The following is a 12,757-nucleotide window of genomic DNA, read 5'->3' as shown; positions in this document are numbered from 1 at the left end:
GAAGGAGTAAAAGCGGGTTGCCAGCGCCTTCCGCAGGCTGGCTCAATCCTTGGGAAAAGAAATGGCGCCTTCGTTTGCGATCGAAGTTTGGGATATACTTATGCTATATCCAAGGTAAAATTTAAGGAGTCAAGCCGTGACGACGACCACCGTATTCACCAACAACCGCAGCCAGGCCATCAGACTTCCTGCGGACCTGCGCTTGCCTGACAGTGTCAAGCGGGTGGACGTGCGGGCACGCGGCTGTGAGCGCATCATTGCGCCGCTGGGGCAGACATGGGACAGCTTCTTTTTGAACAGCCCGCAGGTGGCCGACGATTTTCTGGAGGCGCGCGCCAGTCAGGATCAGCCTGAGCGCGAAGCCTTGTGATGCTGCGCTATCTGCTCGACACCAATATCGTGATCTATGTGATCAAGAGCAAGCCATTGTCGGCGCTACAGCTGTTCAATGAACATGCAGGCCACATGGCCATTTCAGTCATCACGCTGGCCGAATTACTGCACGGTGCGGAAAAAAGCAACGCGCCAGCGCGCTCCCTGGCCGTCGTGGAAGACTTTTGCAGCCGTCTGGATGTGTTGCCCTATGGACCCAAGGCGGCGCAGCATTACGGCAGCATTCGCAGTGCACTGGAAAAGCAAGGGCAACCCATCGGTGTGAATGATCTGCACATTGCTGCCCATGCCCGCAGTGAAGGGCTGACGCTCGTGTCCAACAACCTGCGCGAATTCGAACGCGTGGAAGCGCTGCAACTGGCCAACTGGGCGATTTGACGCCGCGCAATAAGAACCAAAATAAATGACCGCCTTCCCCGCAAAGGCGGGAAGGCGTAAAAGCGGGTACCGTCTTAAGCTCTAATTCTCAGCCATGCAAATCACCCCCACCGCCATCCCAGACGTGCTCATCATCGAACCCAAAGTTTTCGGAGACGAGCGCGGCTTCTTCTTTGAGAGCTTTAACCAGGCGAAATTTGAGGCGGCCATTGGCAGGCAAGCCAGCTTTGTGCAAGACAATCATTCCCGCTCTGCGAGAAATGTGCTGCGCGGCTTGCATTACCAAGTCCAGCAACCCCAAGGCAAGCTTGTGCGTGTGCTGCAAGGCGAGGTCTTTGACGTTGCAGTTGATATCCGAAAATCATCGCCAACTTTCGGGCGTTGGGTGGGTGAAATCCTGTCTGCAGACAACAAACGCCAGCTTTGGGTGCCTGAAGGCTTCGCACATGGGTTTCTGGTTATTTCTGACGCCGCTGAATTTCTTTATAAAACCACCGACTATTACGCCCCCGAGTTCGAGCGCTGCATTGCCTGGAACGACCCGGAACTGGCCATCCATTGGCCCCTGCCCCTGAATACGCCCCCACTTCTTTCAAGCAAAGACCAGATGGGATTAAACATGCATGACGCTGAGATGTTTTTATAAGATGTTTTTAATTCAATGAGAGTACTCCAATTTGGGCGCTTCTGGAACGACCAGCATGGCGGACTTGAGCGCCATGTGGCCTTGCTTAGCAAAGAGCTGGCGCTTCTCGGTGTTGAGGTTGTCAATCTTGTGGCCGCAAAAGGCTTGCAGGGCAGCGACACCATGGTCGACGGGCATCGCCTGGTTCAGGCCTCATCGTTTGGCATGGTTTTCAGAACTGCCATTGCGCCTGCGCTGGTACTCAAGGCGCTTGCCCTGCATCGCGAGAAAAAGTTTGACATCGTGCATTTGCATTTTCCCGACCCGCTTTCGCATCTGGTGTCTCTTGTGTTGCCAGCCAACATCAAGCGGGTGATTACCTGGCATAGCGACATCATTCGCCAAAAGCGCCTGCTGGCTTTGTATGAACCTTTTTTACGGCGCATCGCGCGGCAGGCCGACGCATTGGTTGCGGCCACCCAAGCGCACTTTGATGCGTCTACGCAGATCCCGCGCGACATTCCAGCGCAACGGCGTCATGTGATTCCTTATGGACTTGACTACGCACCGCTGGTATTGAACCCGCGAACTGCCGCACTGCGGGATGAGTTGCGCGCGCGGGCACAGGGCAGGGGGCTGGTGTTTGCCTTGGGCCGCCATGTTTATTACAAAGGTTTTGATGTGTTGATAGAGGCCCTGCAGCACACCGATGCCTTTCTTATCTTGGGCGGTGACGGGCCCTTGATGCCTCAGCTGGAGCAGCAGGCTGCGGCAATGGGTATGAGCGACAGGGTGTTTTTCAGCGGCCGCATCCCCGAAGAAGATATTGCCGCTTACTTCAACGCCTGCGACGTGTTTTGTTTGCCGTCGGTAGAGCAAAGCGAAGCGTTTGGCCTGGTACAGCTTGAGGCCATGGCCTGCGGCAAGCCCGTGGTGTGCACTCAGCTGAACAATGGCGTCAACGTGGTCAACGTGGATGGCCAAACCGGCTTTGCCGTTCCGGTGCGCGACCCTCTGGCCCTGGGCCATTGCCTTGCCCGTTTGCTGAAGGACGACGTCTTGCGCGAGAAACTGGGCCAACAAGCCCTGGCCCATACCGACAACTACTCGGTGCCCACCATGGCGGCGAGCCACCTCAGGCTGTATCAGGATTTACTGAGCACCAGTCGATAGGCCTCTACAGTCTGGCTAACGCAGCTTGCCCATGTGAACTGGGCGCTGCGCGCAAGCGCCTTCTGGGCCATGGCCTGGCGGACGTCAGGCGCGGTGAGCAGGGTTTCCATGCCTTTTGCAAAGCCGTCCACATCCTGCGGATCCAGCATCAAACCGGTGTCGCCCACCACCTCAGGAATGGAGGACACGTTGGATGTGATTACGGGCACGCCGCAAGCCATGGCCTCAAGCGGCGGCAAGCCAAACCCTTCGTAAATAGAGGGGTAGATCAGCGTGGTGGCCCCGGCAATGATGGTTGCCAAATTTTCCCGCGGCAAATAACCCAACTGGCGAATTTCGCCCGCCGCAATCAGCGGTGCTATCTGCTGCTCCAGAGCCGAGGTGTGCCACCCTTTCATGCCCACTAGCACCAGCGGAAAGCGCTTTCTGAGCGCAGGTGCCAGCTGCATGAAGGCGCGCAGGGCCACTGCCAGATTCTTTCTGGGCTCCAGCGTGCCTACTGCCAAAATGTATTGGCCGTGCACCAAACCGTGTGCGTCCAAAACCGCGTGTGTCTCGTCGGCCGACCGGGGGTAAAACTGGGCTTCGACGCCCAGCAGTACCGGGCGGATTCGCTCGGGCTTCACGCCAAACACATCCATCAACTCGCGCTTGACGAATTCAGAGTCAGTCAGGATCACTGACGCACGTTCAAGCCCCGGCTGGAAGTATTTGTCCATCGCGCGCACGCGCTCTACCGGATGCATTTCAGGAAAACGTATCCATGAAAGATCGTGAACGGTGATGGCGCTGGGGCCATCAAAACGATAGGCCAGGAAATTCGGCTCATGGTAGATGTCGTGTCGCGTTCGTCGAGCGCCCTTTGAGAATTGGTGTTGCTGAATTGCCCGGGCCACACCATATGAATTAGGCAGAAGCCGACGCACCAAGGTCTTGATGGTGGTCACACTAGGCAAGGGCTTTGTGCGAACATCGGCACTCCAGCCAGAACCATAGAAGAAGTTGGCGCTGACCTCGCCAGGTTGCTGCAACCCCAATGCCAGATGATGGGCATATTGGCCAATACCTGTCAGCGGTGAAAGTAACGCTGTGGCGTTAAAGGCGACTTGCATCAATTCGTCTTTCATTCAATTGTTTTTTGCTTGAACGCTGATTGCCAGCGTACCTTCAAATACTGCGCCTGGTGYCAGCTCTGCTGGTCGCGTCACGCATACCGGCTCCACGCACACAAAGCGCCGCCAGTCACCTGCGGGCAGATCCGGCAGTGCATCGCCGCCCGCACGACCAGGGTTCCACACCATCCATTGCTCAAAGCCGCTGGCGGTGAGTTTCAGCCACCGGGAGCCGGTGAACAGCGTGAGCGGCGGGCAGGCGCCATAGAGCCGTTCAAAAGGCTCGTCGCCCCAGTTGCGTGGACTGCCTGGTTCGGTTGTCAGGTTTGCATCGTAGCGGTCCTGAACGGGTAAGCCGGCAAGACCAGTCACGGAGCAGGCGTGCAGGTCATCCACCGCAAAGTAAGGGTGCAGGCCACCTGTCCAGGTAAAGGTGTCGTTACCGGTGTTGGTGACCTGCAGGCTCAGGCGCAAGTCGTCTTGCAAAGCCTCAGCTTTCAAAACCAAGTGTGCGGCGTGCGGCCAATCGGTAAATTGCCCGGCCGCTATCGCCAGCTCAAAGGCCACGCTATGCGCCTGATCTGACGTGGACTCTTGTATCAGTGTCCAAGGCACAGTGCGCACTAGGCCATGCTTGGGCAAAGGCCCCCGGTCTGCAAACTGGGGGAACAGCACCGGCACGCCGCCGCGCGCAGGCACTGCGCCAGTGGGGGTAATGGGGCTGCGATAGAGAATTCCGGCACCCAATTCCAGATGCGCCTGCAAAATCTGCGCACCAGCCCGTGCATAAGTCAGTCTCGGCATTGCCGTTCAGGCGTTAGCACCTGCCGTGGCCAGCATGCGCCGCAGCGTGTCTTCCAGTGGTAGATTGTTTAGCGTGTAGTCATGCTTGGCCAGCAGCGCCTTTAGCTTGGCCGGGCTGCCGCACAAGCGGTTTACCTCGTTGGAGCGCACAAAGGCGGGGTCGACCTCGACCTCGATGCTGTGCCCCGTGATACGTACAAGAGTGTCAATCACGTGCTGCAATGTATAGGGCTGGCCAGAGCACACGTTATACGTTTCGCCAGGCTGGCCATGCTCAAGCAGTTGGAGGTAGGCCTCGCAAACAAACAATACGTCGTTGAACTCTCGCTCTACGCTGACGTCTCCTAGCTGAATGCGCGACGCGCGACGGCTGAAGTGGTCAATCAGTTTGGGAATGACAAATGTGAGTGCTTGTCCTGACCCCGTGTAATTAAACGGGCGGACAATGACTATGGGTAATGTGTCTGAATAGGTGCGTGCCAAATGCTCCATTGCCAGTTTACTGATGCCGTAGTGGTTCAATGGCGCTGGAATTTGGTCTTCGGGAATGGGTGATGCAGCGCAATTGCCATACACATTGGCACTACTGGTAAGAATGACCGAACGTGGTGACATCTCAAGCGCTGCGATCGCGTTCAGAAGGTTGAGCGTGCCGAACAGATTGACATCATAAAAAGCCCGCACATCAGCATGGCCTACAAAGCTAATGGCAGCAAGATGTACCACATGAGAGGGCTGTATAGAGGCAACTTCCGCCTTCAGTGCCTCGGCGTCCGTCAAGTCTGCCGCAAGGGCCACTACCTCATGCCCTTTTTCTCGGGCCAGGGCAGTAAAGTGCCGCCCTGTAAACCCATTGGCACCTGTCAACAAAATCTTCAAAACGAAAACCCTGCCTGGTTGCGCCGCAGGTCAGCCTCGACCATCATCTGGCACAGCTGTTCAAGCGTCGTCTTTGGTTCCCAGCCCAACTTGGCTTTGGCCTTGGTCGGGTTGCCAATCAGCAACTCCACCTCTGCCGGTCGGTAAAACTTGGGGTTGATGCGCATCACGGTTTGCCCAACTTTCAACTCCCTCTCTCCCTCGGAGAGGCTTGGCCTGTCCTGAGCCTGTCGAAGGGGGGTGAGGGCCGCCACCACCGCTGTCTCGTTCTCAGCAGCGCCCTTGAAGTCCACTGTAATACCTGCACCCTTGAACGCCATGCGCACAAAGTCGCGCACGGTCTCAGTGCGGTTGGTGGCCAGCACAAAAGTGTCTGGCTCGTCAGCCTGCAGCATGCGCCACATGCCTTCAACATATTCTTTGGCAAAGCCCCAGTCGCGCTTGGCGTCGATGTTGCCAAGATCCATACAGTCAAGCTTGCCCAGTTTGATTTTGGCCACCGAATCGGTAATCTTGCGCGTCACAAACTCGCGGGCGCGCAGCGGGCTCTCGTGGTTGAACAAAATGCCGCTGCTGCCAAAGATGTTGTAGCTTTCCCGGTAGTTCACCGTCATCCAGTGCGCGTAGAGCTTGGCCACACCGTAAGGGCTGCGCGGGTAAAACGGCGTGTCTTCCACCTGCGGAATGGCCTGCACCTTGCCGAACATTTCGGATGTGCTCGCCTGGTAGAAGCGAATCTTGGGGTTGACCAGGCGAATCGCCTCCAGCAGGTTCAGCGCACCAATGCCGGTGATTTGCGCCGTGGTGGTGGGCTGGTCAAAGCTCACGCCCACAAAGCTCTGCGCGGCCAGGTTGTAGATCTCGTCGGGCTGAACTTTCTGCACCAGCGCAATGCTGCTGCCCAGGTCGGTCAGGTCGTACTCGACCAGATGCAGATTAGGGTGGTTCTGGATGCCTAGCTCTTCAATGCGCCAGAAGTTGACTGAACTGGTTCGGCGGTACGTGCCGTAGACCTTGTAACCCTTTTCCAAGAGCAATTGGGCGAGGTAGGCGCCATCTTGACCTGATATGCCGGTGATGATTGCTTTTTTCATAGTTTTAACTCGCTTCACTTTACTCAATCTGGGCGAAATCTCGCATAAATTCAAAAACGCTGCCTAGAGGCATGCACCCGTGATCGGCCCGAATCATGGTTTCCCTCGATCGCATCGGAATAGAATTCGACGCACTAAAGGTTTCATGGCTGTACTAAGGCTAAGGTCGGCGGCTAGCCCCCTCTCAATCAACACAACTGTCCAAGGGTGCGGCGCGGATTGGGTGATAACTGTTACTCATTCGTGGGCTCGAAGCTTGCACGCAACACCGCCTCTGCTTCGACGCGCATCATTTTAATGCATTGAGGTGGTCGCCCCTTAGCACCTCACCACATCATGCGACGTCGTGTGACGAGCAGCGCAACGTACGGCGTGTCCTAGTTTTTTTGCTGTCCGTCAGGTAATACTTCTGCCCTGACTAGCTTCGCTGCTTATCGGGCTTGAGGTCCGATTCAGTGCCGCTGATGCGCTGGTGGTGGCGGGTCCTCTGAATTTCAAGCGCCGAGCTGGGCGCTCGACCAAGATTACCGTAGCCGTTGCCAGCAGGATCGATACGAGCGCGAAGATGAAGCCACTTGGGGCTACGACCGAGCCAACGAGCTGAATAACGATGAAGTGATTGATGTAGACCGGATAGGACAAATCCCCCGCCAACCGGTCTAACTTATTAGATGCTGTCTTGGCGAACAATAGCGGCACGGAAACGGTCAATGCGACGAACAGCCACCATGGGAACGTTTGCATTGGGAAGAGAATTGGAGCACGTGAAGCCACATACGCGTACATCATCAGTAGCAAGACAGTGGGCTGCCAGAGCTTCTTGCGGCCTGCACCTCGTGCGGATAGGAAAGCATGCGCGAGCATGGCACCAATCATGAACATCCAGAGAAATTTCGGTGCTTGGACGTAAGTGAGGACAGGCGGAAGATCTACCCATTTTCCAAGTTTGACCAAGGCCTGCTCCAAGTAGCCGCTGGCGCTGAGTGCGAACAGCAAAGTAATGCGCCACATGCTTTTCGCCACCAATGGTGCGAGCGCATAAAAGCAGAGCTCAACCCCAATACTCCAGAATTGGCCAAGGAACATGAAGCCCATGGCCCATGTGGGCGCGTCCTGCCGGGGGTTGGCTACCAACGTCCCAGTTGCTTTGTCGAATCCTAGATAAAGCAGCGGATCCGACAGAAAGCCCGTCATGTTTGCAAATGCGGCTACCGCAAGCGTACTGGCCGATGCGCCATGTGCATTGTCGGCCCAGAAGCCACTTGCTTGGACCGAGCCGTCGACTACGAACCGCTGGTATGTCAGCAACGAGGGCGGAATCAGCAGGTAAGCGGCAATCGTCAGAGCCAGCCAAAGCCAGTACGCCGGGTAAAGGCGAACCACCCGGTTCCAGTAAAAGTGAGCCAGATGCCGTTCACCAACCGCATACTTGTTGTTGAGCGCCACCGTGATGAGGAAGCCTGAAATCGCAAAGAAGGTCCAGACGGCTCCAGTGCCGTCGAACAAGCGTATGCCGAGAAATGTTGTCAGCCCATGGCTCATCACCACGCTCAACGCAAGTACCAGACGGAGTACGCCCAATTCATCGTCTCCGTGAAGGGATTTGCACGACACGACGCCCCGAGGGAAAAAATGGCGTACTCACGGCAGCAGAACGGCGCAGCTGATGTCGCCGAACCAAGCGTTGCCATCCTGTACCAGGGCGAATTCGGCGACCAGGGCGCCGCGGCCTTTGGTTTCGGCGCGCATCTGCAGGCTACTGAGTGGCATGCGAATGGTGCGGCTGGCCCCCCGACCGACGTAGGCATCCGCAGGTACGCGGATGCCGTCGTCCCAGCGAAGGAGCTTGCCGTCCGGCTGGCGGATGTGGACGCCGATCCGGATCGGGAAAGGCCCATCGTTCAGTTTCCAGTCGAAGCGGCTTTGGTTGGCAAGAGTCAGAAGGAGCGTATCCGACGCGCCGCCATCCTCTGGCCCCGCTTCCACCTTGCAGCTTAGGTGGCCGCGCATGTCCGAGATTGGAGCAATGGCGGCTTGCCCGAGGCCGCGTACCAGCGCGGCGCCATCCGCAAACAACTCTGGATGATCGGCCTTCCCGATCACGCTGTTGCCTTTGTCTGCCTGCTTGCCGACAAAGCGGGTGAGCGCTTCCCCGTCTATGAGTTGGGGAAGGTTGCTTCCTCTGAGACGGGCGGGATCGGTAACGACGATACGGTCTGCCTCGCGGTAGGTTGGGTCATAGATCAGCCGGAAACCCGGATCTCGCAGCCGTACGAAGGTGAACTTGCTGGCGGCGTCTTCGAGCATCTCATAGCCCCGGCGGGCAAGGACCTCGCGCACGCTCTGGTAAGCGTTGGCAGTGAGTACTGTGCGGTCGATGACAAAGCCGGTGAATCCTACGGCTTCCACCTCAGTAATCAAGTATTCCAGCGGTAGTTGTGAAATGCGGTAGTTCCAGTCGTCCGCCGGGCTGTTTTTGGCTCCGCCGTTGCTCCAGCGCAGCTGCTGCGAATGAAGATAAAGGCGGATGTGAGAGAACGAACCCCAGCCGTAGTATTTGTTCTCACGCAGGTACTGTGAATAAGGGTACTGATACACCATCGCGCCGGGCGGCAGCTCGGCTTCCACCTTCTGCACGAACCGGCGCTCAGCGAGAAACTGTACTTTTGACTGCTCGTTGCCCTTGCGCGAGTCGCGTGGGATCTGGTCGTACAGTGCCGCCGCTGTCACCAGCAATGTGAGGGCGAACCATGCGGCCCGTCGCTGCCATTCTGCGTTTCGCAGCTTGACCGTGACGAACCGGGCGGCGCCGAGGTATAGCACGAAGATCATGAAAAGCGGGAACCGGTCATAAGATCTGATTGTCGGGAACACCAGGGCCACCAGTGTGCCGATGCCCCCGACGATAGAGCCGAGAAAAATGAAGAGCGTGAGGGAAAGCAACGCGTCTTCCATCTCTTGCGAAGGAGCAACCGGGTCTGGCCGCCAACTATTGGAGGACGCCTGTTTGCCCGCTTTTCTTCTGAGTGCCGGGAAGGCGAGCAAGACCAGCGCTACGCCGAAGAGCAAGGAGCCCAGCATTCCCAATGGCACGAGGTTACGGCCATTTTTGAAGAGGCGCGCCCCGTCGCTGGTTTCCACCATCCATTTTCCAAAATTTCCCCAGCGTTCGATCCGGTGGTAGGTTATCGGGGCCACGAGCAGCTTCAGGCTGGAAGAGTAGACCTCAGCTTCGAAGGGGTGCTTGACCAGTGCCGAGTCCTCGACGCCGTTTGGGTAGAACTCGTTGCCGTGCGTCTTCTTGTACAAGTGCAGCGGAAGTGACAACGCAAGCGACACCGCCATTAGTGAAAAAATGTAAACGACCGCCGGCACCAGCGCCAGTGGCCGCCGCCAGTCTCCAGCCAAGACCCTGGCAAAGGCAGCGAAACCCAGTAGCAGCAGGGTGAAGAATGCGTAGTACCCATCACACGCCGCAGTTAATACTACGAAGACGAGGCCCAGTCCGAAATCGCGAGAGCGCAGCAGGCGACCCAGGTTTTGCAGGCGGCGCCCGGGGGCATCTGGCCCTTCGAAGAAAGTGGCAAACCGGCCGGACATGATCCAGATGACGGCCACCAGTGCGAGCGGCACCATGAAGTAGTTGGAGAGGAACGAATACAGCATCTCTTCGATGCGGAACGTCGTGAACGCGAACAGTAGACCGGCGCAGAAAGCCGGCAGACGCGATATGCCGAGGAGCCTGCATGCCACAAAGGAAGTTAGGCAGATCAGCGGAAAATTGAGTAGGTAGTAGACCTGCTGCAGCCGCACCGGGTCATGAAGGAGCGGTGATAGGGCGAGCATCAGCACCGAATGCAGCGCACTGGTCTGGGCCGCGGCGTTGTGGTGCCAGCTCGCTACTTCGGGAGCGCCGAGGTAGGGGTTTGTCAAGATCCAACCGGTGTCGTGCAACACCTTGGTGAGCGTCAACTGCCAGATGTCATCCGCATTGCGATAGATTAGTGGGATGGAAAGGTCCCAGCCCTTGATTCCAAGGACTCGCATCGCCAGCACCAGTGGGATGGCTAAGAGAAGCGTCGTCCACAAGAGGGCCAGGAAGATCTTGCGGCGGGTGCGGAGGAAGATGAATGCCATTTAGAGCGCGTGCTGGTGAGGTGGGGATGCAGGTGGCTTAGCGTGGCGTAAAGACGAACCAGCGGCAGCCGAAGAAAACGCAAACCGTGTAGATGCCTACGCCAAGCAACTGCGCGAGGTAGGGGTTGGCGGAATAATGCGACGTGGCCGCAATGACTGCCCCCAAGTTCAGCAGGTAGGACAGGGCCGCGACCAGCAGGTATTTCGGCAGCACATGAGCGACCGGCCGGTCGCTATTGAAGGTCCATACACGGTTCAGCGAAAAACTGACAGCCAAGCCGATCACATAGCCGACGGCGTTGGCAATGGCAGGCCCGGTCCGGAAGAAGAACATCACGGCATAGATGGCGGCCAAGCCAATCGCTGTGTTGACGAGGCCCACAGTTGCGAAGCGAAGCGACTGGCGCAGCAGCCCAGTCATGCCGGCCTGCGCGCCGCCATACGGTATTGCGCGCCGAGGCCGAGCCAGGTCAAGTGCCGCTCCAGCGGCCGTAGCGATCTGAATATCGACGGGAAAAATAGCTTGTAGTCGACGTGGGCGTCTTCCCAGCCTCCAGCCAGTGCCCGCTGTTGCATGGTGCCGCCGCGAATTAGTCGGGCGTTCACGTCGAGTGGGCAGGTATTAACAGCGCGCACTGTTAACGGATTCAGCGGATTGTGTTCATAGATGGCCAGCACCCCACCAGGCTTGGTGATTCGGCGTAGTTCTGCCAGCCAGTGCAAATGCTGTTCGTGCGGAATATGGTGAAACACGCAGGCGGAGAAGACCACATCCTGGCTCGCAGTGGGCAGCGGGATGCTCTGGTCGATGAGCACGTAGTTTTCTTGCCCCGGGAAACGGGTTTGTGCAATCTCAATGCTGCGTGCAGAGACGTCGGCACAGCTTATCACGCTGCTGGAAAAATATTTACGCAAGTAAGGCAACGAATTGCCGATGCCGCTGCCGAAGTCCAGTATCTTTGCTGTTGGCAGTTTCATGCGATCAAGTAAACCCGCCAAGTCTGCAATTTTGTATTCGGAGAAGTACTCCGGAGGCTCGCCTGTAATGGCGACGTTTGCCTCGTGCTGCACGCGGTATTCGTCTGCCAGCAGGTCAAACTCGGCTTGCATTTGGGTAGAGCCTGCGCCTTGGCTCGCAGTGTCTTTGTTCATGCTGCTAAAACCTTTGGGCTTGCAATAGAAGTCTCTTGGGTCAGCTCAGTCGAACAGACGACTTCCTGAATGACGAAGAGCGGGCGACGCTTGGACTCGATGTAAAGCCGTCCCAGGTATTCGCCCATGACGCCTGCCACAAACAGTTGCACGCTGCCCAGCGCAAGAATAATGACGGCCAGCGATGTCCAGCCTTCCACCGTATTGCCAAGAAAATAGTGCACCAGTACATAGGCCAGCAACAACAACGTGGCAATGCCAAAGCAGAAGCCAAGATAGGACGCCAGGCGAAGAGGGCGAACAGAGAACCCGGTGATGGCATCTATCGCAAACCGGATCATTTTGGAAAGCGGGTACTTGGTCTCGCCTGCAAAGCGCGCTGCCCGCTCATAGGGCAAGGCCTCCTGGCGCATGCCGATCCAGCTCACCATGCCGCGAATAAACCGATGGTGCTCGGGCATGCTGTTCAGGATGTCTACTGCACGTCGGCTCATTAATCTGAAGTCGCCGGTGTCGCGAGGAATATCGATGTCCACCATCCTGTTAAGCAGCCGGTAAAAGGCAAAGGCGGATGCCTTCTTAAAAGCTGTTTCCCCCTCGCGCTTGATACGCTGACCGAACACCACATCGCAACCGTCATCCATGCGCTCCATCATCTTGGGCAGCAGCTCCGGCGGGTCTTGCAGATCGGCATCGATGATAAAGATGCGTTCACCCCTGCACATTTGCAGGCCGGCTGAGAGTGCGAGTTGGTGCCCGTGGTTACGCGACAAATTGACGGCCACTACATTTTTGTCGAGTTCAGACAACTCACACATGAGCTTCCAGGTGGCATCGCTAGAGCCGTCGTTGACGAGAACCAACTCGTACGCGTTACCTACACAGGCGTGGCATACAGCGGTGACACGTCGATGCAGTTCACGAACCCCTTCTTCCTCGTTATAACAAGGCACTACCACCGACAAACCTGTTTTGACCATTTACATAACTCCCCAAAATTTCTTTTCAAA

Annotated in this window: 13 protein-coding genes; 4 read left to right on the top strand and 9 right to left on the bottom strand. The window is 57.1% G+C overall.

Translation table 11 applies throughout. The annotated features are described in order from the left end of the window. Positions 1–136: 136 nt before the first annotated feature. The 4 genes from vapB to AC1DUB_RS06010 all read left to right on the top strand — a co-directional run bounded on the left by vapB (position 137) and on the right by AC1DUB_RS06010 (position 2,569). Positions 137–370: a type II toxin-antitoxin system VapB family antitoxin gene (vapB, locus tag AC1DUB_RS06025; protein WP_477728740.1), complete on the top strand. Its 234-nt coding sequence runs from the start codon at positions 137–139 to the stop codon at positions 368–370. Continuing rightward, positions 370–771 (top strand): type II toxin-antitoxin system tRNA(fMet)-specific endonuclease VapC, encoded by a 402-nt coding sequence (gene vapC / locus AC1DUB_RS06020; protein WP_477728739.1) that lies wholly within the window; start codon positions 370–372, stop codon positions 769–771. The genes vapB and vapC overlap by 1 nt, the downstream gene beginning before the upstream one ends. A 94-nt stretch (positions 772–865) precedes the next feature. Then, positions 866–1,417 (top strand): dTDP-4-dehydrorhamnose 3,5-epimerase, encoded by a 552-nt coding sequence (rfbC, locus tag AC1DUB_RS06015; protein ID WP_477728738.1) that lies wholly within the window; start codon positions 866–868, stop codon positions 1,415–1,417. 15 nt (positions 1,418–1,432) lie between these two features. Continuing rightward, positions 1,433–2,569 (top strand): glycosyltransferase, encoded by a 1,137-nt coding sequence (locus AC1DUB_RS06010; RefSeq protein ID WP_477728737.1) that lies wholly within the window; start codon positions 1,433–1,435, stop codon positions 2,567–2,569. On the opposite strand, the gene AC1DUB_RS06005 is transcribed toward AC1DUB_RS06010, so the two are convergent. From AC1DUB_RS06005 to AC1DUB_RS05965, 9 genes are all read right to left on the bottom strand, one after another. Continuing rightward, positions 2,542–3,696 carry a glycosyltransferase family 4 protein gene (locus AC1DUB_RS06005; protein WP_477728736.1) on the bottom strand — a complete coding sequence of 385 codons (1,155 nt, stop codon included), beginning with the start codon at positions 3,694–3,696 and terminating at the stop codon, positions 2,542–2,544. The genes AC1DUB_RS06010 and AC1DUB_RS06005 overlap by 28 nt on opposite strands. Continuing rightward, positions 3,697–4,485, bottom strand: coding sequence for a D-hexose-6-phosphate mutarotase (locus tag AC1DUB_RS06000; RefSeq protein WP_477728735.1), 789 nt, complete (start codon positions 4,483–4,485; stop codon positions 3,697–3,699). A gap of 6 nt (positions 4,486–4,491) precedes the next feature. After that, positions 4,492–5,364, bottom strand: coding sequence for an NAD-dependent epimerase/dehydratase family protein (locus tag AC1DUB_RS05995; protein ID WP_477728734.1), 873 nt, complete (start codon positions 5,362–5,364; stop codon positions 4,492–4,494). Beyond that, positions 5,361–6,458 (bottom strand): GDP-mannose 4,6-dehydratase, encoded by a 1,098-nt coding sequence (gmd, locus tag AC1DUB_RS05990; protein WP_477728733.1) that lies wholly within the window; start codon positions 6,456–6,458, stop codon positions 5,361–5,363. The genes AC1DUB_RS05995 and gmd overlap by 4 nt, the downstream gene beginning before the upstream one ends. 396 nt (positions 6,459–6,854) lie before the next feature. Further along, positions 6,855–8,072 carry an acyltransferase family protein gene (locus AC1DUB_RS05985; RefSeq protein WP_477728732.1) on the bottom strand — a complete coding sequence of 406 codons (1,218 nt, stop codon included), beginning with the start codon at positions 8,070–8,072 and terminating at the stop codon, positions 6,855–6,857. Positions 8,073–8,099: 27 nt separating this feature from the next. After that, complete coding sequence (locus AC1DUB_RS05980) at positions 8,100–10,595, bottom strand: hypothetical protein (RefSeq protein WP_477728731.1); 2,496 nt, start codon at positions 10,593–10,595, stop codon at positions 8,100–8,102. Between the two features lie 37 nt (positions 10,596–10,632). Beyond that, complete coding sequence (locus AC1DUB_RS05975; RefSeq protein WP_477728730.1) at positions 10,633–11,016, bottom strand: GtrA family protein; 384 nt, start codon at positions 11,014–11,016, stop codon at positions 10,633–10,635. Further along, on the bottom strand, positions 11,013–11,747 hold the full coding sequence (locus AC1DUB_RS05970; RefSeq protein WP_477728729.1) for a class I SAM-dependent methyltransferase: 735 nt from the start codon (positions 11,745–11,747) through the stop codon (positions 11,013–11,015). Before AC1DUB_RS05970 ends, AC1DUB_RS05975 begins: the two co-directional genes overlap by 4 nt. Next, positions 11,744–12,727, bottom strand: coding sequence for a glycosyltransferase family 2 protein (locus tag AC1DUB_RS05965; protein WP_477728728.1), 984 nt, complete (start codon positions 12,725–12,727; stop codon positions 11,744–11,746). Before AC1DUB_RS05965 ends, AC1DUB_RS05970 begins: the two co-directional genes overlap by 4 nt. Positions 12,728–12,757 lie beyond the last annotated feature (30 nt).

The organism is Polaromonas sp. P4_F9 (genome assembly GCF_056401235.1).
The sequence above is the reverse complement of the archived record's forward strand: the minus strand, read 5'-3'. Positions and strand labels throughout refer to the sequence as shown.